This window comes from Sphingomonas adhaesiva (assembly GCF_002374855.1).
Taxonomy (GTDB): domain Bacteria; phylum Pseudomonadota; class Alphaproteobacteria; order Sphingomonadales; family Sphingomonadaceae; genus Sphingomonas; species Sphingomonas adhaesiva.
Map to the genome: position 1 here is coordinate 340,047 of NZ_NWVC01000003.1, position 25,166 is coordinate 365,212.

The window sequence follows — 25,166 nt, forward strand, 5'->3', positions numbered from 1 at the left end:
CAATCGGATCAGCGAGGTGCGTAGGTGAGGGTGTCGCCGATCGCGGCGCCCAGTGCGGCGGCGGCGACCGGGTCGATCGCGATGCCGTCGCCATGCGGCGCGACCGTGCCGAAACAGCATCGGAACGCCGCCAACCGGCCGCTGGCGACGATGACCGGCGCTCCCCCGGTCGCGGTGGTCGCGCGGACCGTGGCGGTGCGCGCCGCGCGGATCGTCGCGATATCGTCGGTGGCGGCGGTCACGGTCGGGCCACCGTCGAACAGGTCGATGTAGCGATCGTGGCGAAAGCCTTCCTTTTCCAGCAATCGCATCGCCGGACGGCCGGACGGGTGCGGCACGCCGACCACGTCGCGCGCGCGCGGGTCGAGCATCGCGAGCAGCACCGGGGTGCGCGGCATCATCTCGGCCAGTGCATGCGTGCCGTTGGCGGCGTTGAACGCATCGGCCTGCGCGAAGCTGATGCCGAAGAAGCGGGCTGCAATCCCGTCCCAGAAGGGCGCGCCGCCGTCCTCTTCCACCACGCCGCGCAGTTCGGCGATCGTCGTGTCGGCGAAGCGGGCGCGGTGCATCGCGATGAAGAGGTAGCGGCTGCGCGCCAGCAGCGCGCCGGCCCCGGCGGCGCGGGCGTCCGCGCGCAGGAACAGCCCGCCGACCTCGCTGCATCCGTGATGATCGGTGCAGATCGTCAGCTGGTCGCTCTCGATCGCGCGGTCCAGCCCGGCGCACCACGCGCTGCGCCGGTCGATGCGATAGCTGTAGAAGGGGGTGCTGCCGCCCACCCGCGCAAAAATCTGGCAGGTGCCGCAGGCATCGGCGCCGTCTTCCAGCACGAACAGGAACCGGTCGTCATCCGGCTGGCCCTGTTCGCGACCGAACGCGGCGATCGCCGCGGTCAGCCGGTCACGCAACTTGTCGCGATCGGGCGGCAGGTTCACGAACCCGCCGCCGGTGCTCCGGGCCATCGCATCCAGGGCGGGCAGGTCGTCGAGGCCCGCCGCGCGCATGACCATCGTCATGAGCGGGCCAGACCCTCGGCCAAGGCCAGATGCGGTTGCAACGCGTCCCATTGCCCGGTGGCGCCGCCGGCCTCGAAACTGGCCATCGGATAGGCGCAATAATCGGCGGCGTAGAAGGCGCTGGGGCGATGGTTGCCGGAATCGCCGATCCCGCCGAAAGGCTGTGCGCCCGCGGCGCCCGTCGTCGGGCGGTTGCGGTTGACGATGCCCGCGCGCGCCTCGACCAGGAACTGCTGCCACAGCGCGTCGTCGGCGGTCACCAGCCCGGCTGACAGGCCGAAGCGGGTGGCGTTGGCCAGCGCGATCGCATCGTCGAACGATGCCGCGCGATGCACCTGCAGGACGGGGGCGAAGATTTCGTCATCCGGCGCGTCGATGCCGGTCATGTCGATCAGCGCGGGGGTGACGAAGGCGGGCCGCCGCCCCTCGACCGTGCCGAAGGGGACGATCGGCCGTCCGCCCAGCGCGACCAGCCGGTCGACCTGCCCGCGGGCCGTCGCCGCCGCCTGGTCGGAGATCAGCGGCCCCATATAGGGCGCCGGGGAATCGTCCCAGCGACCGATCGTCAGCCGCGGGATCAGCGCGGCAACCGCCTCCACCACCGCATCGCCGAACGCCCCGGCCGGCACGATCAGCCGCCGCGCGCACGAACAGCGCTGCCCGGTCGTGACATAGGCCGACTGCACCACCAGTGCCGCCACTTCCCGGACGTCGCCGTCCCACGCCACCAGCGGGTTGTTGCCGCCCAGTTCCAGCGCCAGGATGACGTCGGGCCGTTCGGCGAAACGGCGGCGGAAATGCGCACCGGTCGCCGCCGATCCGGTGAACAGCAGGCCGTCGATCGCCGCATCGACCAGCGCCGCGCCGGTCTCGCGCCCGCCCTGCACCACCTGCAGCACATCGTCGGGCAGACCCGCCGCATGCCACGCATCGCACATCGCCGCGCCGACCGCGGGGGTCAGTTCGGACGGCTTGAACACGATCGTATTGCCGGCCAGCAACGCCGGGACGATATGGCCGTTGGGCAAATGGCCGGGGAAATTGTACGGCCCCAGCACCGCCATCACGCCATGCGGGCGGTGGCGCAGGATCGACGCCCCGAACGGCATCGGCGTCTCGCGATGGCCGGCGCGTTCGGCCTGCGCGGTGATCGACAGTTCGACCTTGCCGATCATCGTCGCGACTTCCTGCGCCGATTCCCACAGCGGCTTGCCGGTTTCGCGCGCGATCACCCGCGCCAGCGCGTCGCTGCGCTCCTTCAGGACGCCGGCATAGGCGCGCACCACGGCGATCCGATCGTCCAGCGCGGTCGCGCGCCAGTCGCGGAACGCCGCGCGCGCGCGCGCCACTGCCGCGGTCACGTCCGCCGCGGTCGCGGCCGGTGCGGACCAGACGGTCTCGCCCGTCGCGGGGCAGGTGGATACCAGTGCCGTCATCACGCCGCCTGCGCCATCGCACCGCGCGCCGCGACGCAGGCGGCCTCCAGCCGGGTCACGGCTTCCGCCACTTCGGCAGGGGTGATGAGCAGCGAGGGCAGCAGCCGCACGCAATTCTCGCCGCCGCCCGCGACCAGCAGGCCGTGATCGCGCGCGATGCCCATGAATTCGCGGTTGTTGGGGATCATCTTCAACCCGATCAGCAGCCCCTTGCCGCGCACCTCGGCGATGACGTCGGGGAAGCGACCGCGCAGGTCCTCCAGCCGGTCGAAGAAATCGGCGCTGGCGGCGCGGGCGTTGGCCAGCGTCTCCCCGTTTGCGATCGTGTCGAACGCAGCGATGCCGACCGCCATCGCCAGCGGATTGCCGCCGAAGGTGGTGCCGTGGACGCCCGGGGTCATGCCCTTCGCCGCCTCGGCGGTGGCAAGGCATGCGCCGACCGGGAAGCCCGATCCCAGCGCCTTGGCCAGCGCCATGATGTCCGGCGCCGCGCCATCGAACCATTGATGCGCGAACAGCTTGCCGGTGCGGCCCATCCCGCTCTGCACTTCGTCATGGATCAGCAGCACGCCGTGCCGGCGGGTCAGCGCGCGCAGCCGCAGCAGCCATTCCCCGGACAGCGCGCGTGCGCCGCCTTCGCCCTGCACCGGCTCAACGATCACCGCCGCGGTGGTCGGGCGGGCGATCGCTTCCTCGATCGCGGCGGCATCGTCGACCGACAGCTGGACGAACCCCGGCAGGCGCGGGCCGCATCCCTCCATGTAACCGGCGTTCCCCGACGCATTGATCGCGGCATAGGTGCGCCCGTGGAATGACCCGGCGAAGCCGACGATGTCGATCCGTTCCGGCTGGCCTTTGACGTGATGATAGCGGCGCGCGGTCTTGATCGCGCACTCCACCGCCTCGGTGCCGGTGTTGGCGAAGAACACGCAATCGGCGAACGAGGCGTCGACCAGCCGCTGCGCCAGCGCCTCCTGCCCGGGAATGCGGAAGATGTTCGACACGTGCCACAGCTTGCCCGCCTGCTCGGTCAGCGCCGCCACCAGCGCGGGATGTGCATGGCCCAGCGCGTCGGTGGCGATGCCGGCGACGCAGTCCAGATAGCGCCGGCCGGCGGTATCGGTCAGCCACACGCCCTTGCCGGATTCGACCGCGATCGGCGCCCGATTGTACAGGTTCATCAGCGGATCGGTCATGACGTTTCCTATTCTGGAAAGGGACGATATCGGGCTGTGGCGGCGCGCGGATACGACGCGCCGCCCGCTCTATCGGGCAGGATCAGCGATGCGCCAAACGTATTGGCTTCATCTGCTGATGCAGGATTGGAATATAGGAGGAACAGGCCGCGGCGGGTCAGTTGTCCTTCTTGCGCGGCAGCGGCGGGCAGCCCGTGCGCAGGCACGGCAGGCTGGCGTCCCACGAGATCAGGCGGACCACCATGTCGCCGGGCTGGGTGCGCGGATCGGTGCCCATGCCGGCCACCCGCGCATCGAGCGGCGCGGTCAGCGTCGCGATCGTGCGGCCGAACGGATCGGTCACGACGGCGAGCACGTCGCCCTTCTTCACGAACTGGTTCATCGTCACGCGCACATGCGCCCAGCCGCCGCGCGGGCTGTCGACGTTGGTGACCAGATTGCCCAGGAACGGTTCGGGATCGCTGAGGTCGGGCGTGCCGGGCAGCATCTTGCGATCGATCATGACGTTGCGCACCCCGCGCAGCGCGCGCGCGATCATCGCTTCGTCGAACACCTCCGGCGCGCCCAGTTCATAGGTGACCGCGGGGATGCCGTTGGCGTTGAGCATGTCCTCCACCGCGCCGTCCAGCCCGGCCTGGATATAGACGCTGTCGGGGCGCAGCATGTCGGCCAGCCGCTTGGCGGCGGGCGTGTTGACGAACACATAGGCGGGGTAGGTGCCGCCGCGCGATTGCGTGTGCAGGTCGATCCCGAGATCGGCGTTGTCAACCATCAGCCGCGACCACAGCCGCGCGGCGAAGCGCTTCGCGCCGCCGCCTTCGTCGCCATGGTCCTTGCGGTCCTGCGGGATCAGCCGGTTCAGGTTGTCGCCCGCGCCGGTATGACCGCCGGTGAAGGCGCGCGTGGAATTGCGCAGCCCCGGCGCGTTGAGGCCGGGCACCGCGATCAGCGTGCCGGACAGCGTCGCCGGGTCGAGGCTTTCGACCAGCCGCTGGATCACGCCGATGCCGTTCAGCTCGTCGCCATGGATCCCCGCGGTCAGCAACAGGCGCGGCCCGGGGCGCGGCCCCTTCACGACGATCACGGGGACATAATAGCCCTGCCCGACGTCATTGTCGTCGACGCGCAGCCACAGCCGGGTCTTTCCCACCGGCAGCGATGCCGAATCGAGCCGCTCGATTACCGGCGACCCGTCGATCCGGTCCGCGGTCTGGCTTTGCGCGGAGGCGCTCGGGAACGGCTGGGCGATCCCCAGCAGCAGGGCGGCCATTCCGATCCGGCATGAGGCCCGACGGCACGTTGCGGCAACATTCATATCGTTCACCCCCCAGTGACGGCATCGCGGCACGGATACCCACGGGCAGTGTCACGAATTCCATCCGTTACGGGAAGTGACATTCCGTCATCTTCTGATGCGCCTGCATCATCAATCGTGCGCCGATCGGGCGGCGGCATGTCGCCATGCCGCCGCCCGCAGGGGGCGTCAGGCAGTCATGTCCATGACGATGCGGCCTTCGATCTGGCCCTTGTGCATCCGGTCGAAGACGGTGTTGATGTCCGCCAGCCGCGCGACCTCGACCGTGGCGCGCACCTTGCCGTGCGCGGCGAAGTCGAGCGATTCCTGCAGGTCGAGCCGCGTGCCGACGATCGAGCCGCGTACGGTGATGCCGTTCAGGACGAGGCCGAAGATGTTGAGCGGGAAGTCGCCGGGCGGCAGGCCGTTGAGCGCGACCGTCCCGCCCCGCGCCATCATGCCGATCGCCTGCGCGAACGCCTTCTCGCTGACGGCGGTAACCAGCGCGCCCTGCGCCCCGCCGCCGGTCTCGCGCCTGATCGTGGCGGCGGGATCGGGATCGGTCCGCGCGTTGACGGTAACGGTCGCACCCAGCCGGCGGGCAAGCGCCAGCTTGGCGTCGTCGACGTCGACCGCCGCGACGTTCAGCCCCATCGCGACCGCATATTGCACGGCCATATGGCCCAGCCCCCCGATGCCGGAGACGACCACCGTGTCCCCGGGGCGGGTGTCGGTCATCTTCAGCCCCTTGTAGACGGTGACCCCGGCGCACAGCACCGGTGCGATCTCCGTGAAGCCGAGGCCGGGGGGCAGGTGGCCGACGTAGTTCGGATCGGCGACGACATAATCGGCGAACCCGCCGTTGACCGAATAGCCGGTGTTGAGCTGCGTTTCGCACAGGGTTTCCCACCCGCCCAGGCAATGCACGCAATGCCCGCAGGCGGTGTACAGCCACGGCACGCCGACCCGGTCGCCCTCCTTCACGTTCGTCACCCCGGCGCCGACCTGGCTGACGAAGCCGACGCCTTCGTGGCCGGGGATGAACGGCGGGTTGGGCTTCACCGGCCAGTCGCCCTGCGCGGCGTGCAGATCGGTGTGGCACACGCCCGATGCCTGGATCGCAACCTGGATCTGGCCCGGCCCGACCTCCGGCACAGGGACTTCGTCGATGCTCAGCGGCTGGCCGAACGCGCGCACGACCGCGGCCTTCATGGTCTTTGCCATAAAGTTCTTCCTTCCTTGGGGGGATAAACCGCCCCGCCCGCAACCGGGCGGGGCGCGGTGTCGTCAGAAGAAGCCGAGCTTCTTCGGGCTGTAGCTGACCAGCATGTTCTTCGTCTGCTGATAGTGATCCAGCATCATCTTGTGGTTTTCGCGCCCGATGCCGGATTGCTTGTAGCCGCCGAACGCCGCGTGCGCGGGATAGGCGTGGTAGCAATTGGTCCATACCCGCCCGGCCTGGATCGCGCGGCCGAAGCGGTAGCAGGTGTTGGCGTCGCGGCTCCACACCCCGGCGCCCAGGCCGTAAGCGGTGTCGTTGGCGATCGACAGCGCCTCCTCCGCGTCCCGGAACGTCGTCACCGACAGCACGGGGCCGAAGATTTCCTCCTGGAAGATCCGCATCCCGTTATGCCCGCGGAACACGGTCGGCTGCACGTAATAGCCGCCGGACAGCGCCCCGCCGGGATCGGCCGCTCCGCCGCCGATCAGCAGTTCCGCGCCCTCCTGCCGGCCGATGTCGACATAGGAGAGGATCTTGTCGCGCTGTTCGGCCGACGCCTGCGCGCCGATCATCGTCGCGGCATCCAGCGGATTGCCCTGCACGATCGCGGCCACCCGCTTCAGCGCGCGTTCCATGAAGCGGTCGTAGATCTTCTCATGGACCAGCGCGCGGCTGGGGCAGGTGCACACCTCGCCCTGGTTCAGCGCGAACATGGTGAACCCTTCCAGCGCCTTGTCGAGGAAATCGTCATCCTCGCGCGCGACATCCTCGAAGAAGATGTTGGGCGACTTGCCGCCCAGTTCCAGCGTCACCGGGATCAGGTTCTCGCTGGCATATTGCATGATGAGGCGGCCGGTCGACGTCTCGCCGGTGAACGCGATCTTGGCGATCCGGCGCGACGTGGCGAGCGGCTTGCCCGCCTCCAGCCCGAAGCCGTTGACGATGTTGAGCACGCCCGGCGGCAGGATGTCGCCGACCAGGTCGATCCACACCATGATCGAGGCGGGGGTCTGTTCCGCGGGCTTCAGCACGATGCAATTGCCGGCGGCGAGCGCGGGTGCGAGTTTCCACGCCGCCATCAGCAGCGGGAAGTTCCACGGGATGATCTGCCCGACGACGCCCAGCGGTTCGTGGAAGTGATAGGCGACGGTGTCGTGGTCGATTTCCCCGATCGACCCTTCCTGCGCGCGCACGACGCCGGCGAAATAGCGGAAATGGTCGATCGCCAGCGGGATGTCGGCGGCCATCGTCTCGCGGATCGGCTTGCCATTGTCCCACGTCTCGGCGATCGCCAGCTGTTCGAGATGCTGTTCCATGCGGTCGGCGATGCGACCCAGCAGCAGCGCGCGCTCGGCGACGGAGGTGCGGCCCCAGGCGTCCTTCGCGCGGTGCGCGGCGTCCAGCGCGGCCTCGATATCCTCGGCCTGCGACCGCGCGATCTCGCCCACCGGCTGGCCGGTCAGCGGCGAGATGTTCTGGAAATAGCGGCCCGCCTTCGGCGCGACCCAGGTGCCGCCGATGAAATTGTCGTAGCGCGGCGCGAACGGCGCACACAGGGTCGTGGCCGGGCGATCGAGGGTAAGGGGGCTCATGGTCCTCTCCTTCACGAGGTGGGGCGCCGTGACGGCGTCTGTCCCCCGTTATCGCGCCCGGCCGGCATGCGCGGAAGGGAGGGGGCCGACGCGGGACCTCCGCTGTGTCTCACTGTCGAGACAGCTGGCGGGGGCGATCGTCAGCCGGTCAGGCCGGCGCGCGCCATGCGGCGGTACAGCGTCGCGCGCCCGATCCCCAGCAGCCGAGCGGCCCGGCTGGCATTGCCGCCCGCCTGCGCCAGCGCCTGTCGCAGCACCGCGCGGTCGGCGTTCTCGAACGAGGGCGGCGCCTCTTCGCCCAGCACCTGCGCCAGCGATTGCGGGGCGGCCAGCGCGGCATCGCTCAGCCCCAGTCGCAGCCGCGCCGCCCGGCTGGCCCCGACGACCAGATCGTCGCGATCGACCGCCAGCAGCGCGCTGCCGCTGACCGCCTGTTCGGACAGGAAGATGATGCGGCGGTCGGCGAAATGGCGGCAGAACAGGTCGCGCTCGATCCGGCGCGCCGCATCGCGGACCAGCGCGGCGACCATTTCGGCCATCGCGGTGCCGTGATCGTCGCGACAGCTCGACACGTCGATCGCCGCCGCCAGCCGGCCGTGCGGATCGTGGACGGGCGCGTCCATGCAGCTGATGTTGACGTTGCGGCTGGCGAAATGCTGATCGCGGTGAATGACCACCGGCTTGCCTTCGAACAGGCAGGTGCCGATGCCGTTGGTCCCCTGATCCTCCTCGCCCCACAGGGCACCTTCCACCAGCCCCGCGGCGGAAAAGGCGGCGTCGTCACCGGCGCCGGCGCGCCGTTCCAGGATCACGCCGCGCCGGTCGCTCAGGATCACCGCGCAGCCCGTCCGCCCCACCGCCCGGAACATCTCGTCCAGCACCGGCGCGGCGACCGCGAGCATCAGGTCGTTTTCCGCACGGACCGCGGCCAGCGCCGCATCGTCGATCCGGTCGCGCCGCGGCGCGCCATCGGGATCGAGGCCGTGGTTCAGCGCCGACCGGCACCATGAAGCGGCGATCGCCGACGTCGCGGCACGGCTGGCGGACCGGACCGCCTCATGGACGGCATCTCCGTGTCTTGCCACGGCTCCTCTCATCGCATCCTGCCTCCTGTCGCGTGCGGTTATACCCCGCTTTCAGCGACGTACCGATAGTCCCGGTCTAACGAAGTGCCGAAAACAGCGCCTGCTGCCGCAACGGCTTGGTCAGCACCGCATCGAATCCGCTGTCCCGCGCCATCGCGTCGAGTGACTCGCTGGGATAGCCGGTGATGAGTACCGAGCGCCCGGTCCAGCCACGATCGCCCAGCGCGCGGCGCACGTCGCACCCGGTCGCGTCGGGCAGGCGAAAATCGGCGATCAGCACCGCGGCGTCGTCCAGGTCGGCACCCGCCAGCAACGCGGTGGCCGACGCGAACGAGCGTACCTCATATCCCCGCCAGTGCAGCAGCAGCTGGAGCGATCGGCGCACGCCGTCGTCGTCCTCCACCACCAGCGCGGCCTGCCTGCGTTCGAGGGGCGGATCGATCGTCATGGCTGCTCCAGTCCATCATGGGAGCGTGATGGTGGCGACCGCCGCGCGCCGGGTCGCTACGTGTTGTCCACAGGGTCGGCCAGCCCAGCCGCGAAGGCGAGGCGCAGCGCGTCTGACAGGCTGTGCACCCCCAGCTTCGTCATCACATTGGCACGGTGCACCTCGACCGTGCGCGGGCTGATGCCCAGATCGTAGGCGATCGTCTTGTTGGGGTGCCCGCGCACCAGTCCGCGCAGGATGTCCTGTTCGCGCGGGGTCAGCGCGGCGATCCGCACCGACGCGTCGCGTGCGCTGGCCGCGGCGGTGTCGCGCCGTTCCAGATGCGCGAAACCGCGGTCGAGCGCGGCGAGCAGCGCGGTCTTCTCGAACGGCTTCTCCAGGAAATCGATCGCGCCCGCCCGCATCGCCGCCACCGCGGTTGCGACATCGCCATGGCCGGTGAGGACGATCACGGGAAAGCCGATGCCGTGTGCGGCGAGTTCCTGCTGGACCTGCAAGCCGTCCATTTCCGGCATGCGGATGTCGAGCAGCGCGCAGCCGGGCGCCTCGTGCCGCGCCGCGCGCAGGAACGCCACGCCGCTCTCCCATGGCGTGACCGCGAAACCCGACGTCTTCAGCATGAACGCGATCGAGCGGCGCACCGCATCCTCGTCATCCACGACATGCACCATGCGTCGGTCAGTCATGGCCATCCCCCGGTTCGGCGCTCCAGACGGTGAAATGGAACATCGCGCCGCCACCGGGCGCCGGCTCGGCCCAGATGCGACCGCCATGCGCCTCGACGATGGTACGCGAGATCGACAGGCCCAGTCCCATGCCGTGTTCCTTTCCGCTGGCGAACGCCTCGAACAGGCGGGGGGCCACCGCCGGATCGATCCCCGGCCCGGTATCCGCGACCGTGACGTCGATCATCCCGCCATTGCGGCGAGTGGTGATGCGGATGTCGCGTTGCGCCGCGTCGCCGACCGCCTCGGCGGCGTTGCGCAGCAGGTTGACCAGCACCTGCTGGATCTGGACGCGATCGGCCAGCACATGCGCGGCGGCCGGGTCCAGATCGGTGAACAGCCGGATACCGCGTTCGGTCGCGCCGAGCAGTCCCAGCCGGGTCGCTTCCTCGATCATCTCCGGCAGGTCGTGCACCGCCTTGTCGGTGTCGCCGCGCGCGACGAACTGGCGCAGCCGCCGCACGATCTGCCCGGCGCGCAGCGCCTCGCGCGCGGCCTCGTCCATCGCCTCGCGCAGGAACGGCTGCGCATCGGGCGCGTCGCTGTCGATCAGGTCGCGCCCCGCCTCCAGGTAATTGGCGATCGCGGTCAGCGGCTGGTTCAGCTCATGCGCCAGCGTCGAGGCCATCGTGCCCATCGCGCTGACGCGCGAGACGTGGATCAGTTCGGCCTGCAATTCCTTCATGCGCAGCTCCGCCAGCTGCTGCGTCGTCAGGTCGCGGATGAAGCCGGTGAAGATGCGATGTCCCTCGTCGCGCGCCTCGCCGACCGACAATTCCATCGGGAATTGCGTCCCGTCGCGCTTCAGCCCGGTGACGACCCGGCCGATGCCAATGATCCGCCGTTCGCCGGTGGTTTCGTAGCGGGCGATATAGCCGTCATGCTGTTCGCGATACGGCGATGGCATCAGCGTGCTGACGTTCTGCCCGACCACATCGGCCTCGGCATAGCCGAACAGCCGTTCGGCGGCGGTGCTGAACGACAGGATCGCCCCGGCATCGTCGATCACCACCATCGCATCGGGCACGGTGGCCAGGATCGACCGGACGTGCAGCTCGCTCTGCCGCAGCGCCTGTTCGCGTGCGCGGCCGGAGGTGACGTCGGCGATCTCCATGCCGAAACCGGCCGGCACCGCAGCGTCGTCGTCGTCGCGGAGCGCCACGATCGTGACATCGGCCAGAAATTCGCTGCCGTCGCGCCGCACCAGCCATTGTTCGAGGGCCAGCGGCGATTGCGCCATGGCGGCGTGGAGCGCGGCATCACACTGCCGCCCGGCATCTTCGCCGGGATAGAGTATCGCGGCGGGGTGACCGGACAGCGCGTCGGGCGCCCATCCCAGCAGCCGACGCGCGCCCGAAGTCGCGCTGGCGACCGTGCCGTCCGGCGCCAACAGCAGGACGGCACGGTCGGCCAGCCCCTCCACGAAGCGCGCGAGTTTCCCGGCCGTCGTTTCCCGTTCGCGACTGTCCATGCTGCTCATCGGCACCAACGTGCCATGTTCCGCGTCAGACCGCGAGGCTTGCCGGCGCGCCGGCGCGCCGCCGCCGCGCATCGAACACCGCGGCCACCACCCGCCGGTACGCGCGATCGGCGTCGTCCAGGTACAGCCGGCCCCCGCACCAGCGCGCGATCCCGCGTTTTTCCAGCGGGACCAGCGCGGCCAGTGCGTCGAGCAGCGACGTCAGCGGCAGCCGGTGCGCGCCGCAGACCGCGGCCAGATCGACCTCGCCATCGCACAGCAGCCGTTCGATGATCGCACCGCGCAGGCGATCGTCGGCGGTGCGCACGACACCGCGCGTCGCGGCCAGATGGCCACCCGCGATCGCCGCGCGATAGCGGCCGACATGCTTTTCGTTCTGGACGATCAGCCCGTCGAACTGGCTGATCGCCGAGGCGCCGATGCCGATCACCACCCCCGCATCGTCGTCGGTGAACCCCTGGAAATTGCGGTGCAGGCGTCCGGTCGACGCGGCGAGCGCGAGCGGATCGGCGGCGCGCGCGAAATGATCGAAGCCGATCGGCGCATAGCCCGCATCGGTGAGCAGGTCGTGCGCCAGCGCGCTGTGGGCGAAGCGGTGCTGCGGGTCGGGCAGATCGGCGGCGTCGATCATCCGCTGGCGCGGGATCATCGCGGGCAGATGCGCATAGCCGAACATCGCGACGCGCGCCGGATCGAGCGTCAGCGCCGCGGCGATCGTTTCCGCGATATCGTCGGCGCGCTGGCGCGGCAGGCCGTACAACAGGTCGACATTGAGGTCGCGGACGCCGACGCCGCGCAGCCGCTCGACCACCTGTGCGACCTGTTCGTACGGCTGCACGCGGTTGATCGCGCGCTGGACCGCGGGCGCGAAGGTCTGCACGCCGATGCTCACCCGGCGGACGCCGATCGCCGCCAGCGTATCGGCATCAGCGGCGTCGAAGCCGCGCGGGTCGATCTCCATCGCCCATTGCGCCGCGCTGTCGACCCCGAACCGGTCGCGGATCGCCTCCGCCAGGCGCAGCAGCTGCGCCGGCGACAGCGCGTTCGGGCTGCCGCCGCCGAAGTGGATGGAGCCGACGCGCCCGTCCATCAGCCCGGCGACCAGCGCGATCTCCGCCAATAGCGCGTCGACATAGGCGTCGAGTCGCGCCGGCCGGCCGATCGCGCCGGTATTGCAGCCGCAATACCAGCATATCTCCCGGCAATAGGGCACGTGGATGTAGAGCGAGACGGGCGTGTCGGGCGCGACGCCCAGCAGCGCCAGCGCCTGTCGTTCCGGCCCCACCGCGGGGCTGAAATCGACCGCGGTGGGATAACTGGTGTAGCGCGGTACCGCCTGCGTGGCGAGATCGGGGTGATAGGTCGCCACCGGCCTATTCCTGATCGTCGGCGGGCAGGTGGAATTCGTGCCAGATGCCGTTGAGGATGCCGAAGCCGACCGCGAGACCCAGGCCCAATACCCAGGTGAAATACCACATGACTGCGTCCTTTCAGTAGAAGTCGGGGCCGGCGGTGACGGCGGCGGTGGTGACCCGGCCGAACATCACGCGATACGCCCAGGCGGTGTAGGCCAGCACGATCGGCAGGAAGACGATGGTGACGACCAGCATGATTCCCAGCGTCCGCGCGCTGGACGAAGCGTTCCAGACCGTCAGGCTGGAATGCGCGTCGATGCTGGACGGCAGGATGAACGGAAACATCGCGCAGCCGACGGTGGCGATGATCCCCGCCGCGCCGGCGCTCGACCCGCCGAACGCCAGCGCGCCCTGCCGCCGGTAGATGCCGATCATCGCCAGCGCGGTTCCCGCAAACCCCAGCATGGGCGCGATCGCCATCCACGGATGCCGCGCGAAGTTCGCCAGCCATCCGCCCGTGACGATGCGCGTGGTGGTGTGGAGCGGGTTGGACGGCCCGGCCGGATCGACCGCGCCGACGATCTCATACCCCGGCATCGCCGCCACCATCAGCCCGCCGACCGCGAACAGCAGCAGCGCCAACGTCCCCGCGGCAAAGCCGTAAGCGACCGCGCGCTCGTGCACCGCGCCTGGCTCCACCTTGATCGACAGCCACGCCGCGCCGTGCAGCACCAGCATCGCCACCGACAGCACGCCCGCCAGCAGCGCGAACGGGCTGAACAGCGCCAGGAAGCTGCCGTCGTAGAAGACGCGCAGGTCGCCGTCGAAGCGGAAGGGCGCGCCGGTCAGCACGTTGCCGACCGCCACCCCGAACACCAGCGCCGGCACCAGCCCGCCGACGAACAAGGCCCAGTCCCAGCGCGTGCGCCACGCCGGATCGGGGCGCTTGCTGCGATACTTGAACCCGACGGGGCGCAGGATCAGCGCGGCAAGCACCACGAACATCGCAAGGTAGAAGCCCGAGAAGCTGGCGGCATAGACGAACGGCCATGCGGCGAAGATCGCGCCGCCGCCCAGGATGAACCACACCTGGTTCCCCTCCCACGTCGGCCCGACGGTGTTGATGACCATCCGCCGCTCCGCATCGCTGCGCGCCACGAACGGCAGCAGCGCGGCGACGCCCAGGTCGAACCCGTCGGTCAGCGCGAAGCCGATCAGCAGCACGCCCAGCAGCACCCACCAGATCAGGCGCAGCATCTCATAATCGAACATCGTGACGCTCCTTTCAGACGGCGAGCGGTTGCGCGGGGATCGGCGCGTGGGTGTCTGCGGGCAGCGCCGGCACCTCGTCCTCGACCGGGCCGTGGCGGACGGCGGCCAGGATCAGCCGCACCTCGATCACCGCCAGCGTGCCGTAGAGCAGGGTGAAGCCAGCGATCGTCGTCAGCAGCATCGCCGGGGTCAGGCTGGAAGCGGCGAGGAAGGTCGGCAGCACGCCGTCGATCGCCCATGGCTGGCGCCCCAGTTCGGCGACGATCCAGCCCAATTCGATCGCCACCCACGGCAGCGGGATCGCGATCACCGCCGCGCGCAGGAACCAGCGCACGTTCATTTGCATCCTGAGCGAACACAGCACGAAGGCGGTGGCGAACAGCGCGATCATCGCAAAGCCGATCGCGGCCATGACGCGGAACGCCCAGAACATCAGCGGGACGCTGGGCACCGTGTCCCAGGCCGCAAGCTCGACCTGCGCCGGGGGCGCGGCGGCGGGATCGGCGACGTATCGCTTCAGCAGCAGCGCGTAGCCCAGATCACGCTTGTGCGCCTCGAACGCGGCGCGGGCGGGGGCATCCTGCGCATCGGCCTTCAGCCGCTGGACCGCGGCATAGGCGATCTGGCCGGACGCGATCCGTTCCTGCGCCTGCAGTACCAGTTCGGACATGCCGGTGACCGTGCCGTCCAGGCTGCGCGTCGCGATCAGTCCCAGCACCCACGGCACCTGCACTTCGTAGCGGGTTTCGCGCGTTGCCATGCTGGGCACGCCGAAGAGGGTCAGGCCGGCGGGCGCAGGCGCGGTGTGCCACGCCGCCTCGATCGCGGCGAGCTTCATCTTCTGGTTGTCGGTCAGCGCATAGCCGCTTTCGTCGCCCAGCACGACGACCGACAGCGAGGAAGCGAGGCCGAACGCCGCCGCGACCGTCATCGATCGCCGCGCAACCGGCACCCACCGCCCCTTCAACAGCCAGAAGGCGGAGATGCCGAGCACCACGACCGACGCGGTGACATAGCCGGCGCTGACGGTGTGGACGAACTTGGCCTGCGCGACGGGGTTGAACAGCACCGCGGCGAAATCGGTCACTTCCATCCGCATCGTGTCGGGATTGAACGTGGCGCCGACCGGATTCTGCATCCAGCCGTTGGCGATCAGGATCCACAACGCGGACAGATTGGTGCCCAGCGCCACCATGAAGGTGACGACCAGATGGCCGAGCTTCGACAGCCGGTCCCAGCCGAAGAACATCAGCCCGACGAACGTCGCCTCCAGGAAGAAGGCCATCAACCCTTCGATCGCCAGCGGCGCGCCGAAGATGTCGCCGACGTAATGCGAGAAATACGACCAGTTGGTGCCGAACTGGAATTCCATCGTCAGCCCGGTGGCGACGCCCAGCACGAAGTTGATCCCGAAGATCTTCCCCCAGAAGCGCGTCACCTGCCGCCACACCGGCCGCCCGGTCATGACATAGACCGATTCCATGATGACCAGCATGAAGCTGAGCCCCAGCGTCAGCGGCACGAACAGGAAATGATACAGCGCGGTCAGCGCGAATTGCAGCCGCGACAGGTCGATGACGCTCGGGTCCACCGCTGAAGTCTCCTCCATGCCGGGCCATCGGGGCGCCGGCTCGGTCAGCCTCATCGGCCGGGCGGGGCGCGGTCGATATACGGGAAACTCCGTATTCGGCGTGCGGCAGGCGCGGATTAGGCGGCTGATATGACGTCGATCGCCGCCCCCCGCCGCCATGGCCGAACCCCGCTGGGCGATCTGGCCCGCCCGTCGCGCGCGGCGGCGGTGCTGATGAGCGCCGATACGGTGGCGGCGATCGGCTTTGCCGGCGGGCTGGCCGGCGCCGTCAGTCACGCTGGGGACGGGGCGGTCGGCGGGGCGGCATGGTGGCTGATGCTGGCGCTGGCCGCTGCCGTCGCCCGTGCGGGCATCGCCTGGGCCGTGTCCGGCAGCGCCGCGACGGCGGGGCGGGGTACCGTCGCCGCGGCCCGCGCGCGCATCGTCCGCGCGGCGTTCGGCGCCGGTCCGGGCGCACGTGCGACCTCGGTGGCACTGGTCGGCACGGCGGTGGACGATGTCGACGCGCTGGACGGCTATGCCGCGCGGTTCCTGCCGGCGCGGCGCGCGGCGGCGATCGGGCCGATGGTGGTGCTGGCCGCCATCGCCTTCGCCAGTCCGGTCAGCGCGGCGATCCTGCTGGCGACGCTGATCCCCTTCGTCGTGGCCATGGCGCTGGCGGGGGGCGCGGCCGCCGACCGGTCGCGCCGCCAGTTCGTCGCGCTCGCGCGGCTGTCGTCGCTGTTCGCCGACCGCGTGCGCGCATTGCCCGTGGTGCTGGCATTCCGCGCGGAGGAGCGTGAGGCGGCGCGGATCGGCACGGCGTCGCAGGATCTGGCAGCCCGCACCATGGCAGTGCTGCGGGTCGCGTTCCTGTCGTCGGGGGCGCTGGAATTCTTCGCGGCGCTGTCGGTCGCGCTGGTCGCTGTCTATTGCGGGTTCGCCCTGCTGGGGCTGCTGCCGGTCGCGGTGCCCGAGCGGCTGACGCTGGGTCGCGCTTTCTTCGCGCTGGCGCTGGCGCCGGAATTCTATGCACCGATGCGGCGACTGGCCGCTGCCTATCACGAACGGCAGGCGGCGGAGACGGCGGCGGCGCGGCTGCGGCCGTTGCTCGACCGGCCCGTGCCCCCGGCGCCGCTGGTCGTCCGGCACCCGCCGCGACTGGTGTTCGACCGCGTGACGATCCGCTATCCCGATGCCGATCGTGCGGCGGTGGCCGATTTCCGCCTGATGGTCATGCCGGGGGAGACGGTGGCGCTGGTCGGCGCATCGGGCAGCGGCAAGTCCAGCCTGCTGCGCGCACTGCTGGGCCTCGCCCCTGTGACCGGCGGGACGATATCGGTCGGCGACGTGCCGTTGTCGCATGACGCGGGCGTCATGGCGGCGTGGGCGGGGCAGGACCCGTTGCTGCTGCCCGGCACCATCGCGGAGGCGATCGCGATCGCCGACCCGCTGGCGCCGCGCGAACGGATCGCCGCCGCCGCCGCGGCGGCCGGTCTGGGGCCGGCGCTGGCTGGGCGACCGGGCGGGCTCGACGCGCCGCTCGATGCGCGGGGCGGGGGGCTGTCCGGCGGCGAACGGCGGCGGATCGGGATCGCGCGGGCGCTGCTGAAGGATGCGCCGCTGCTGCTGCTGGATGAACCGACCGCGCATCTGGATGCAGATGCCGAGGACGAAATGATCCGCACCATCGCCGCCGCCTGTGCCGGGCGCACCGCGCTGATCGCGACGCACTCGCCGCGCCTGGCCGCCATCGCCGACCGGGTGTTGCGGCTGTGAGCGAGTTTGCGGGCCTGCTTGTCGGGGAAGTCCGGCGCGAACGTGCGGGGTTGCTGCGCGCCGCCCTGCTCGCGGCGGCGGTGACGGCGGCGACCGCGCTGCTGCTGGGGCTGTCGGGGTGGTTCATCACCGCGGCGGGGGCGGCGGGGCTGGCCGGGGCGGCGGCGACGGCAGGGTTCAACTATCTGCTGCCCAGCGCGGCGATCCGCTTCCTCGCGATCGTGCGGACCGGCGCGCGTTACGGGGAGCGGCTGGCCGGACATGCAGCCGCCTTCGCGGTGCTGGCACGTGTCCGCCCCGCGCTCTACCGCGCCATTGCCGCCGCGCCACCGGCCGCCGCGCTGGCGCTGACCAGCGGCGAGGCGAGCGCGCGGCTGGTGCACGACGTCGGGGCGATCGAAATGGCGATCGCGCGCCGGCCCGCCCGCGCCGGCGCGGCGGCAGCGATCCTGACGGGCGGGCTGTTGATCCTGAGCGTTCGACCGGCTGCCGCGCTGTTGTTCCTCGCTTTGGCGGGGGTGGCCGTGGCGCTGACCGCGTGGCTGTGCCGGCGTCTCGACGGCGCGGGGCAGGAGGTGCAGCGCCGCCAAGGCGCGTTGCGCGAACTGCTGGGTATCCAGCTGGCCGCCGCGCCCGAATTGCGCTGCTACGGCATGGAGGATGCCGCGATCGCCCGCATCGCCGCGGCCGATGCGGCGCTGGCGGATGCGCGGCGGCGGCAGGCGGCGGCGGGCGGCGCGATCGAGGCGATCGGGGCGCTGGCGACGGGCGCGGGGGCGGTCGGGGTTTTCGTGCTGGCCATGCCCGCCGGCGCGGCGCTGGCGGCGCTGGGTGCGCTGACCGCGGCGGCGGCGATGGACGGGATCATGCCGGCGCTGCGCGAACGCGCGGTGCGGTCCGCCACGCGCGAGGCCGCCGCGCGCCTCGACGCACTGTTCGTGGCCGATCCGCAGCCCTTCCCTAAGCCCCCATCGGCTGTGCTGACCCTACCGGGGGCCGGCACCTTCGCCCCCGCCGGCGCGCGGATCGCGATCACCGGCGCGACCGGCACCGGCAAGACCAGCTTGGTCGAGGCGCTGATCGGTCTGCGTCGCCATGACGCCCCCGGCATCCGGCTGGGCGATATCCCGTTGGCGGCGCTGACGGTGGCGACGCTGCGCGTGACCTTCGCCTGGGCGCCACAGGATGCGCAGCTGCTGGCAGGCACGGTGCGCGACAATCTGCTGCTGGCCGACCCGGACGCCGACGACCGTGTGCTATGGGACGTGCTGGACGCGGCATGTCTGGCGGGCGTCGTCCGCGCGCTGCCGCACGGGCTGGACAGCTGGATCGGCGAGAATGGCGAGCAGCTGTCCGGCGGGGAGCGGCGGCGCCTGTCGCTGGCGCGTGCGTATCTGTCGCGCGCGCCGTGGCTGCTGCTGGACGAGCCGACCGAGGCGCTGGACGCGCAGACGGAGCGTATGGTGGTCGACCGGCTGGCCCGGCGGCTCGCCCGCACCGGCCAGGGGCTGATTGTCGTGACCCATCGCGATGCGGTGACGGCGCTGTGCCCTGTGCGCTTCAGCCCCGGCGCGACGAATCCCGACGCGCCGCATCGCGCCGCGCGCGTGCTCGCGACGGTCGGCTGACGTCGCTAGCGGTCGAGGCCCAGCGCGGCGCGATCGGCGGTGGCGGCGGCCAGTTCGGCACGCGCCGCGGCGATGCGCGTCTGCGCGTCGATCAGCCGCACGCGCGCGTCGTTGGCGGTTTCCTCGCGCTGGTTGACCAGGAAGAAGTCGCTGGAGCCGAGTTCGAAGCGGCGGCGTTCCGCGGCGGCGAGGCGTTCGGCGAGCTGGCGTTCCTGTTCGGCGATCTCCGCCAGCCGCTCGGCCGCGCCGACGTTGATGCTGATCCCTTCCACCTCGATCGCGATCTGGTCGCGCAGGAAGCGGCTGCGCGCCGACAGCGCCTCCATCTCCGCCTGCGCCTCGGCCATGCGGCCCTTCGCGGCGCGGTTCTGCAGCGGCATGGAAAAGCGGAAGCCGATCGCCCCCTCCAGCGGGGTGCGCGACGGGCCGCCCAGTCCGACCGGGCCGACGTCCTTGCCCAGTTCCCCGCGCAGGTCGAACCGCGGGCGCAGGTCGTTCTGCGCCAGCGCCAGCCGCGCCGACCCCTGGTCGATCCGCGCCAGCAACACCTGAAGATCGGGGCGCCGCTGCGCATAGTCGGCGACGTTCGCCACCATCACCCCCGACAGCGCACCGGCGTCGCGTGGCAGGCGTTCGGCGCCGACGATCAACGGTTCCCCCGCATCGTCGCGGAAATAGAGCGACATCGCATTGGCCGCCGCCGCGAAATCGCCCTCCGCCCGCACCACCAGCGCGCGGCGGCGCACCAGATTCTGGTCGTTTTCCGCCAGCAGGATGTCCGGCCGCGCGCCCAGCTGTACCTGCCGCGACAGCCCGCCGCGTCGGCTTTCCGACAGATCCAGCAGGTCGCGATAGGCGCGCAGCCGCAGCCCGGCGGCGACCCAGGTCTGATAGGCGTCGATCGCGCGCCGCTGCACCCCGATCGCCACCGCCTCGCGTTCGAAGCGCGCGATGTCGATATCGCCCGACGCCAGCGTGCGGCGGGTGCGGCGTTCGTCCACCAGCCGGTCGCGCAGCAGCGAATAGAGCGCGCCGACCTTAACCTCGCCCAGGCGGTTGGTGTAATTCTCGTCCTCATACACCGGAAAGCCGCCACGGCTGACGCGATAGCCGCCGTAGACATAGCCGCCATTGCCGGTCAGCGGGCGCGTGGCGCGGCCACTGGCGACCGTTCCGTCGTAATAGCCCAGCGCGCGCGAGCGGGCATCGACGTCGAACACGGTGTCGAACGCGCCGTCCGCGCTCAGTGCACGCCCCTCGGCGGAGCGGACCTTAGCCAGCGCCTCGACGATCTGCGGCGCCGCCCGCGCGGACGAGCGCAGCACCTCGTCCAGCGTCAGCGGCGCGGCCGACGGCGTTTGGGCGAGGGTGGGGGTGGCGACGACCGGCGTGGCGAGCAGCGCGGAGGCGAGCAGCAACGCGCGGATCATTTCGGCTTGCCCGCCTTCGCCGCAATCTTGCCGCTGTCCTCTTCCTTTGCACCAGCGCCGCCCGCAGCTTTGTCGGTCGTCACCTGCCCGAATTCCAGCGGGAAGTCGTTCAGCTGGCGCCACAGTTCGTAGCCGACCGTGACCGTCTCACCCTGTACCCAGCCATAGACCTTGCCGCCCAGCCGGACGTATCGCGGGCCGGGCCAGGCGGGCTTGCCCGGCATCGGTTCGACCAAGATGCGGAACAGCCCCTGCATATTGGCATTGGGGTCGATCGTGCGGACCCGCCCGTCGAAGAAGCCATAGGCGACCGAGGGCCAGCCGCTGAACTGGATCGCGGGCCAGCCCTCGAATTCCAGCCGCACCGGGCGGCCGGGGCGCAGCAACGGCACGTCGCGGCCGTCGATCAGCAACTCCACCGCGCGCTCGACCCGTTCCGGCGCGATCACCGCCAGCGGGGTGCCGGCGGACACCAGCGCGCCGCCGGCGGTGGCGTTCAGGTTCTGGATGCGGCCGTCGCGCGGCGCGCGGACCAGCTGTGCAGACTGGCGGTTGAGCTGGACGTCGATGCGGTTCAGCTTCGCCCGCGATTCGGCCAGCTTCGCGCCGGCGTCGGCGACCTTGATCTGCGCCTGTTCGAAGTCGCGCCGGGAAGCGAGCCCTTCGGCCAGCAGCTGGCGGGTGCGGCCGACGTCGATCGTGGCGACCGCCTGCGACTGGCGCACCGCGGCGATCTCCGCCTCCACCTGCGCGCGTTCGGCGGCGAGGCGGGAGAGGAGATTGGGGTCGAGATCGACGACGCGCGCGATCGGGTCGCCGCGGTTCACGTGCTGGCCGTCATGAACGTACCAGCGTTCGACCCGCCCCGGCACCAGCGCGGTGACGTCCTGCGCGCGGTCGCCCGGATCGAGCGCGACGACCTGTCCGCGCCCTTGCGCGGTCTGCAGCCACGGCACCAGGAAGAGGATCGCGACCGCCGCGGCGATCCCGACCGTCACCAGCCACGCGATCGCCACGCCAACACGCGGTGGGCGCAGCGTGGTGAGGGTGCGAAAATGCGTCGCGTGTTCAGGCTGATACGACATCGGTGTCCCCCTGGCGGACGGCCGCCGTCAGATCGGCCAGGTTCGTGAAGCGCCGCTGCTCGGTCAGCCCCAAATGGAGGAAGCCGTCGAGTTCCAGATCCTCCGGACGTCCGGTGAACAGCAGCACCGTGGTGCCGTGCGTCTTCAGCAGGCGCATCGCGTCGCGCAGCCGGTGCGCAGGCAACAGGTCGAAGATCTGGCCGAGCAGCAGCAGCCTGGGACGCGTCAGCAGCGCATTGGCGAGTTTCAGCGCCATCGTCTCGCCGATGCTGAGCGGGTAACCCGACGAGCCGAGCGGCGTGTCGAGACCGAGCGGCAGGCTGGCGACGCGGCGTTCCAGCCCGACCGCGGCGAGCGCATCCATCGCTTCGCCCGAACGGCTGCCCGAGGCGAGGCTCAGATACTCGCGGATCGTCACTTCGACGATGGTCGAGCGATCGAGCACCATCACGTCGGAGCGCAGATGGTACATGTCCAGCGCGCCCAGATCGCCGCCGCCGATGCGGATCAGCCCGCGCTCGGGGTGGACGTGGCGTTTGAGGAGCCGCGTCAGCCGCTGCTCCGCCCCCGGCTCGGCGACGGTGACCAGCTGTTCGCCCGCCGCCAGCGTCAGATTGTAGCGCGCGCCGTCCAGCACCAGATCGGTCAGCGCCACCGCGCCGTCGCGCGGTCCGCTGTCGCCGCGCACGTTCGGTTCCTGCGGGATCGCGAACAGCAGCGACATTTCCTCCGCGCTCGCGACCAGATCGTAGAAGGTGTCGAGATACCAGCCGAGCTGCGAAATGCCGTAGAAGACCCCCGACAGGATCAGCTCCGCGGCCACCAATTGCCCCAGCGACAATTGCCCGCGCAGGATCAGCGTCCCGCCCAGCAGCAGCAGCGCGGCGCCGGCGAAGGCATAGATCAGCAGGAACGCGACCGTCTGCGTGAACTGGTAGCGGAAATACCGCCGGTGGGCGCCGACATAGCTGGCGGTCATCGCCTCCGACCGGTCCATCGCGAAATCGAGGTGGCGCGAGGATTTGTAGAAGCCGTTCGACCCGCCGACGCTTTCCAGCCAGGAGGCGGCATTGTGCTTGGCATGGCTCAGCGCCACGGCCCCGGTGATCGCGCCGGGCTGCCAGATCAGCCAGACCAGCAGCACGGCCGCCACCAGCACGACGTTGAAGGCGAGGAAGAAGGGATGGTAGAAACTGGTGATCGTCAGCCCGACGACCGCCTGCAGCACGATCGTGAAGCCGCCGATGACCAGGCTGGGCACCGCCTTCTGGATGACCACCAGGTCGAAATAGCGGTTGAACAGGTCGCCGCGCTTGGCATCGGCGAAGAACGGGTCCTGCGCATGGACCGCCCGCACGGTCACTTCGGCGACGACGCGCGCGAAAACGCGTCGTTCGAACGCCGCCATGATCCAGACGCGCAGCGCGCTCAGCCCCGCGACCAGCAGCAGCAGGAGCAGCAGCACCGCGGACAGCGCCCATAACGGCGCGGGCATCGCGGTGTTCGCGACGCTGTTGATCAGCAACTGGACCGAGATCGGCGTGGCCAGCGAAAGAAGGCTGATCGCGACGGTATAGACGATGCCAAGCCGCACATAGGCGGAATCAGGGCCAATGATCTGCGACAGCCATGCCGCCGCGTCCCGAAAACCCAGTCGCTTCGCCGCCACCGCGTGCTCCCAATCAACCTCGACAAGCGCCACCGCTACCATAGCCCGCGTCGTCCGCGGGGCGCGAAGCGGCGTTCCGGTATCGTATCGATTGTTCCGAGCTACAGCGTTCCGCGCGACAACGCCAATCGGAATGCTTGCGTCCTGGCTATAGGCACGGGCTATATCCGGTCATGCCCACGCTGCGTCAGCTCGAATATCTCGTTACGGTCGCGGACACCGGTTCGTTCGCGATGGCCGCGCGCGTCGCCAACGTGTCGCAGCCGACGCTCAGCCAGCAGGTGCGCGCGCTGGAGGAGCGGCTGGGGATCACGCTGCTGGAACGCAGCGCCGCGGGGGCCGTGCTGACCCCGGTCGGTCGCAGCATCGTGTCCACCGCGCGCCGGATGCTCACCGACGCACGCGATATCGTTGCGCTGGCGTCGGGATCGTCGGACAGCCTGACGGGGACGCTGAAGCTGGGCACGACGCCGACACTCGGCCCGTATCTGCTGTCGCCGATCATCGCCGACCTGCATCGCAACGCCCCCCGGCTGCGCCTGCACGTGCGGGAAGGCATCCCCGACGAACAGATGCTGGAGCTGTCGCGCGGGAACATCGACGTGGTGCTGGGGCCGCTGCCGATGGCGGGGGACGATCTGGTGATCGAGCCGCTGTTCCGCGAACCGCTGCACCTGGTCGCGGCGCTGGATCATCCGCTGGGGGCGGACGATGTCGTGACGCGCGACGGTCTGGCGGGCAGTCCGCTGCTGACGCTGGACCCGCGCCATCATCTGGCGCGGCAGGCGGGCGATATCGCCGCAGCCTATGGGATGACGATCGCCCCCGACTATACCGGGACCAGCCTGGGCAGCCTGCACCAGATGGTGGCCAGCGGGCTGGGACTGGCGCTGCTGCCGGGCCTGTATCTGCGCTCCACGATCGGCGGGGCGACGGGGGTGCGGATCCTCGATGTGCAGGGGTGGCAGGCCTATCGCTCGATCGCGATCGCGTGGCGCCGGCAATCGCCGATGCACACCGCGTTCCTGCTGATCGCCGAACATGTCCAGGCGTGCGCCAACCGGTTGCTGGCCAGCTGACGCGCCGGCGCCGTCATTGACAGCGCCGCCGATTGCGGTGACCGCTGATGCCCGAACAGGGAAGGTGCCGCGATGCTGTCGTTCGATTGCTTCTGGTCGTTCCGATCGCCCTACAGCTATCTCCTGATGCCGCGACTGGAGGCGCTGCTGCGCGATCATGACGTGACGTGCCGGATGCACATCGTCCGTCCCATCGCGGTGCGGCAGGCGTCCTTTTTCAGCAACGCCGATCCGCTATGGACCGGCTATCTGCTGCGCGACACGATGCGCACCGCCGAATTCCTGGGGATGCCGTTCCGTTGGCCGCGCCCGGACCCGGTGGTGATGGATCGCGCGACGCGTACCTATCCGGCCGAACAGCCGTACATCCACCGGCTCAGCCGGCTGGGGCAGTTGGCGTGCGAGCGCGGGGCCGGCGTCGCCTTCGCCGCCGCGGTCAGCCGGCTGTTGTGGGACGGCGGCACCGACGACTGGCATATCGGCGACCATCTGGCGCGTGCGGTCGCTCCGCTGGGCCTCGATCTGGCGGAGATGGACGCGGCGGTCGCGGCGGAAGGCGAGCGGCTGGCCGCGGCGATCGTCGAGAACGAGGCAGATCAGCGTGCCGCCGGCCATTACGGCGTGCCGCTGATGGCGTTCCGCGACGAACCCTTTTTCGGGCAGGACCGGCTCGACCAGCTTATCTGGCGCCTGCGACAGGCGGGCATGACGACGCGGGCCGTCGAATAGCGATTGCGCCCGTCGCCGTCGCATAATATTGGACGATCGTCATGATTGTGCCGCGCAGCCTTGCGCGGATCATTGG

21 protein-coding genes are annotated in these 25,166 nt (G+C 70.3%); 4 read left to right on the top strand and 17 right to left on the bottom strand.

Going from position 1 to position 25,166, the window contains the following annotated elements:
* Positions 1-8 precede the first annotated feature (8 nt).
* The 14 genes from COA07_RS08960 to COA07_RS09025 all read right to left on the bottom strand — a co-directional run bounded on the left by COA07_RS08960 (position 9) and on the right by COA07_RS09025 (position 15,712).
* A complete protein-coding gene (locus tag COA07_RS08960) occupies positions 9-1,016 on the bottom strand; it encodes an arginine N-succinyltransferase (protein WP_066708202.1) in 1,008 nt (335 codons plus the stop codon).
* Positions 1,013-2,452, bottom strand: coding sequence for a succinylglutamate-semialdehyde dehydrogenase (astD, locus tag COA07_RS08965; protein ID WP_066708204.1), 1,440 nt, complete (start codon positions 2,450-2,452; stop codon positions 1,013-1,015). Before astD ends, COA07_RS08960 begins: the two co-directional genes overlap by 4 nt.
* Positions 2,452-3,648 carry an aspartate aminotransferase family protein gene (locus tag COA07_RS08970; protein WP_066708207.1) on the bottom strand — a complete coding sequence of 399 codons (1,197 nt, stop codon included), beginning with the start codon at positions 3,646-3,648 and terminating at the stop codon, positions 2,452-2,454. The genes astD and COA07_RS08970 overlap by 1 nt, the downstream gene beginning before the upstream one ends.
* Positions 3,649-3,805: 157 nt before the next feature.
* A complete protein-coding gene (locus tag COA07_RS08975) occupies positions 3,806-4,918 on the bottom strand; it encodes a succinylglutamate desuccinylase/aspartoacylase family protein (RefSeq protein WP_083956748.1) in 1,113 nt (370 codons plus the stop codon).
* Positions 4,919-5,131: 213 nt separating this feature from the next.
* Complete coding sequence (adhP, locus tag COA07_RS08980) at positions 5,132-6,166, bottom strand: alcohol dehydrogenase AdhP (protein ID WP_066708210.1); 1,035 nt, start codon at positions 6,164-6,166, stop codon at positions 5,132-5,134.
* 63 nt (positions 6,167-6,229) lie between these two features.
* Positions 6,230-7,756, bottom strand: a complete 1,527-nt coding sequence (gene adh / locus COA07_RS08985) for an aldehyde dehydrogenase (RefSeq protein ID WP_066708213.1) — start codon at positions 7,754-7,756, stop codon at positions 6,230-6,232.
* A gap of 140 nt (positions 7,757-7,896) precedes the next feature.
* A complete protein-coding gene (locus COA07_RS08990; RefSeq protein ID WP_066708216.1) occupies positions 7,897-8,853 on the bottom strand; it encodes a GAF domain-containing protein in 957 nt (318 codons plus the stop codon).
* 64 nt (positions 8,854-8,917) lie between these two features.
* On the bottom strand, positions 8,918-9,289 hold the full coding sequence (locus COA07_RS08995) for a response regulator (RefSeq protein WP_066708219.1): 372 nt from the start codon (positions 9,287-9,289) through the stop codon (positions 8,918-8,920).
* Between the two features lie 56 nt (positions 9,290-9,345).
* Entirely contained in the window at positions 9,346-9,975 is a 630-nt protein-coding gene (locus COA07_RS09000; RefSeq protein ID WP_066708236.1) for a response regulator transcription factor, read from the bottom strand.
* Positions 9,968-11,494 carry a PAS domain-containing sensor histidine kinase gene (locus tag COA07_RS09005; RefSeq protein WP_066708238.1) on the bottom strand — a complete coding sequence of 509 codons (1,527 nt, stop codon included), beginning with the start codon at positions 11,492-11,494 and terminating at the stop codon, positions 9,968-9,970. The genes COA07_RS09000 and COA07_RS09005 overlap by 8 nt, the downstream gene beginning before the upstream one ends.
* A 25-nt stretch (positions 11,495-11,519) precedes the next feature.
* Positions 11,520-12,863: an oxygen-independent coproporphyrinogen III oxidase gene (hemN, locus tag COA07_RS09010; protein WP_066708222.1), complete on the bottom strand. Its 1,344-nt coding sequence runs from the start codon at positions 12,861-12,863 to the stop codon at positions 11,520-11,522.
* A 4-nt stretch (positions 12,864-12,867) separates the two neighbouring features.
* A complete protein-coding gene (gene cydX / locus COA07_RS09015; RefSeq protein ID WP_083956749.1) occupies positions 12,868-12,972 on the bottom strand; it encodes a cytochrome bd-I oxidase subunit CydX in 105 nt (34 codons plus the stop codon).
* Positions 12,973-12,984: 12 nt separating this feature from the next.
* Positions 12,985-14,121: a cytochrome d ubiquinol oxidase subunit II gene (gene cydB, locus COA07_RS09020; protein ID WP_066708230.1), complete on the bottom strand. Its 1,137-nt coding sequence runs from the start codon at positions 14,119-14,121 to the stop codon at positions 12,985-12,987.
* A gap of 13 nt (positions 14,122-14,134) precedes the next feature.
* The gene (locus COA07_RS09025) at positions 14,135-15,712 is read right to left on the bottom strand and encodes a cytochrome ubiquinol oxidase subunit I (RefSeq protein ID WP_066708249.1); all 1,578 of its coding nucleotides are present in this window, start codon (positions 15,710-15,712) and stop codon (positions 14,135-14,137) included.
* 129 nt (positions 15,713-15,841) lie between these two features.
* Here COA07_RS09025 and cydD point away from each other — a divergent pair, with 129 nt between their 5' ends.
* Positions 15,842-17,470 (top strand): thiol reductant ABC exporter subunit CydD, encoded by a 1,629-nt coding sequence (gene cydD / locus COA07_RS09030; RefSeq protein ID WP_096640825.1) that lies wholly within the window; start codon positions 15,842-15,844, stop codon positions 17,468-17,470.
* Complete coding sequence (locus COA07_RS09035; protein ID WP_096640827.1) at positions 17,467-19,098, top strand: ATP-binding cassette domain-containing protein; 1,632 nt, start codon at positions 17,467-17,469, stop codon at positions 19,096-19,098. The genes cydD and COA07_RS09035 overlap by 4 nt, the downstream gene beginning before the upstream one ends.
* 5 nt (positions 19,099-19,103) lie before the next feature.
* On the opposite strand, the gene COA07_RS09040 is transcribed toward COA07_RS09035, so the two are convergent.
* Genes COA07_RS09040 through COA07_RS09050 form a run of 3 tightly spaced genes read right to left on the bottom strand, consistent with a single transcriptional unit; the run spans position 19,104 to position 23,282 of the window.
* Positions 19,104-20,528, bottom strand: a complete 1,425-nt coding sequence (locus COA07_RS09040) for a TolC family protein (protein WP_066708694.1) — start codon at positions 20,526-20,528, stop codon at positions 19,104-19,106.
* Complete coding sequence (locus COA07_RS09045) at positions 20,525-21,613, bottom strand: efflux RND transporter periplasmic adaptor subunit (RefSeq protein WP_066708692.1); 1,089 nt, start codon at positions 21,611-21,613, stop codon at positions 20,525-20,527. The genes COA07_RS09040 and COA07_RS09045 overlap by 4 nt, the downstream gene beginning before the upstream one ends.
* Positions 21,597-23,282 (bottom strand): ATP-binding cassette domain-containing protein, encoded by a 1,686-nt coding sequence (locus tag COA07_RS09050; protein ID WP_066708701.1) that lies wholly within the window; start codon positions 23,280-23,282, stop codon positions 21,597-21,599. Before COA07_RS09050 ends, COA07_RS09045 begins: the two co-directional genes overlap by 17 nt.
* Before the next feature lie 173 nt (positions 23,283-23,455).
* Between COA07_RS09050 and COA07_RS09055 the strand changes: the two genes are divergently transcribed.
* Both COA07_RS09055 and COA07_RS09060 read left to right on the top strand, forming a co-directional pair.
* The gene (locus tag COA07_RS09055; protein ID WP_066708688.1) at positions 23,456-24,361 is read left to right on the top strand and encodes a LysR family transcriptional regulator; all 906 of its coding nucleotides are present in this window, start codon (positions 23,456-23,458) and stop codon (positions 24,359-24,361) included.
* Between the two features lie 72 nt (positions 24,362-24,433).
* Positions 24,434-25,090, top strand: coding sequence for a 2-hydroxychromene-2-carboxylate isomerase (locus COA07_RS09060; protein ID WP_066708685.1), 657 nt, complete (start codon positions 24,434-24,436; stop codon positions 25,088-25,090).
* The last annotated feature ends 76 nt before the right edge of the window (positions 25,091-25,166 follow it).

Bases quoted from the DNA above. Each gene is read 5' to 3' on its own strand.
- COA07_RS08960 (WP_066708202.1), bottom strand. From the start codon at position 1,016: ATGACGATGGTCATGCGCGCGGCGGGCCTCGACGACCTGCCCGCCCTG.
- astD (WP_066708204.1), bottom strand. From the start codon at position 2,452: ATGACGGCACTGGTATCCACCTGCCCCGCGACGGGCGAGACCGTCTGG.
- COA07_RS08970 (WP_066708207.1), bottom strand. From the start codon at position 3,648: ATGACCGATCCGCTGATGAACCTGTACAATCGGGCGCCGATCGCGGTC.
- COA07_RS08975 (WP_083956748.1), bottom strand. From the start codon at position 4,918: ATGGCCGCCCTGCTGCTGGGGATCGCCCAGCCGTTCCCGAGCGCCTCC.
- adhP (WP_066708210.1), bottom strand. From the start codon at position 6,166: ATGGCAAAGACCATGAAGGCCGCGGTCGTGCGCGCGTTCGGCCAGCCG.
- adh (WP_066708213.1), bottom strand. From the start codon at position 7,756: ATGAGCCCCCTTACCCTCGATCGCCCGGCCACGACCCTGTGTGCGCCG.
- COA07_RS08990 (WP_066708216.1), bottom strand. From the start codon at position 8,853: ATGAGAGGAGCCGTGGCAAGACACGGAGATGCCGTCCATGAGGCGGTC.
- COA07_RS08995 (WP_066708219.1), bottom strand. From the start codon at position 9,289: ATGACGATCGATCCGCCCCTCGAACGCAGGCAGGCCGCGCTGGTGGTG.
- COA07_RS09000 (WP_066708236.1), bottom strand. From the start codon at position 9,975: ATGACTGACCGACGCATGGTGCATGTCGTGGATGACGAGGATGCGGTG.
- COA07_RS09005 (WP_066708238.1), bottom strand. From the start codon at position 11,494: ATGAGCAGCATGGACAGTCGCGAACGGGAAACGACGGCCGGGAAACTC.
- cydX (WP_083956749.1), bottom strand. From the start codon at position 12,972: ATGTGGTATTTCACCTGGGTATTGGGCCTGGGTCTCGCGGTCGGCTTC.
- cydB (WP_066708230.1), bottom strand. From the start codon at position 14,121: ATGTTCGATTATGAGATGCTGCGCCTGATCTGGTGGGTGCTGCTGGGC.
- cydD (WP_096640825.1), top strand. From the start codon at position 15,842: ATGACGTCGATCGCCGCCCCCCGCCGCCATGGCCGAACCCCGCTGGGC.
- COA07_RS09040 (WP_066708694.1), bottom strand. From the start codon at position 20,528: ATGATCCGCGCGTTGCTGCTCGCCTCCGCGCTGCTCGCCACGCCGGTC.
- COA07_RS09045 (WP_066708692.1), bottom strand. From the start codon at position 21,613: ATGTCGTATCAGCCTGAACACGCGACGCATTTTCGCACCCTCACCACG.
- COA07_RS09055 (WP_066708688.1), top strand. From the start codon at position 23,456: ATGCCCACGCTGCGTCAGCTCGAATATCTCGTTACGGTCGCGGACACC.
- COA07_RS09060 (WP_066708685.1), top strand. From the start codon at position 24,434: ATGCTGTCGTTCGATTGCTTCTGGTCGTTCCGATCGCCCTACAGCTAT.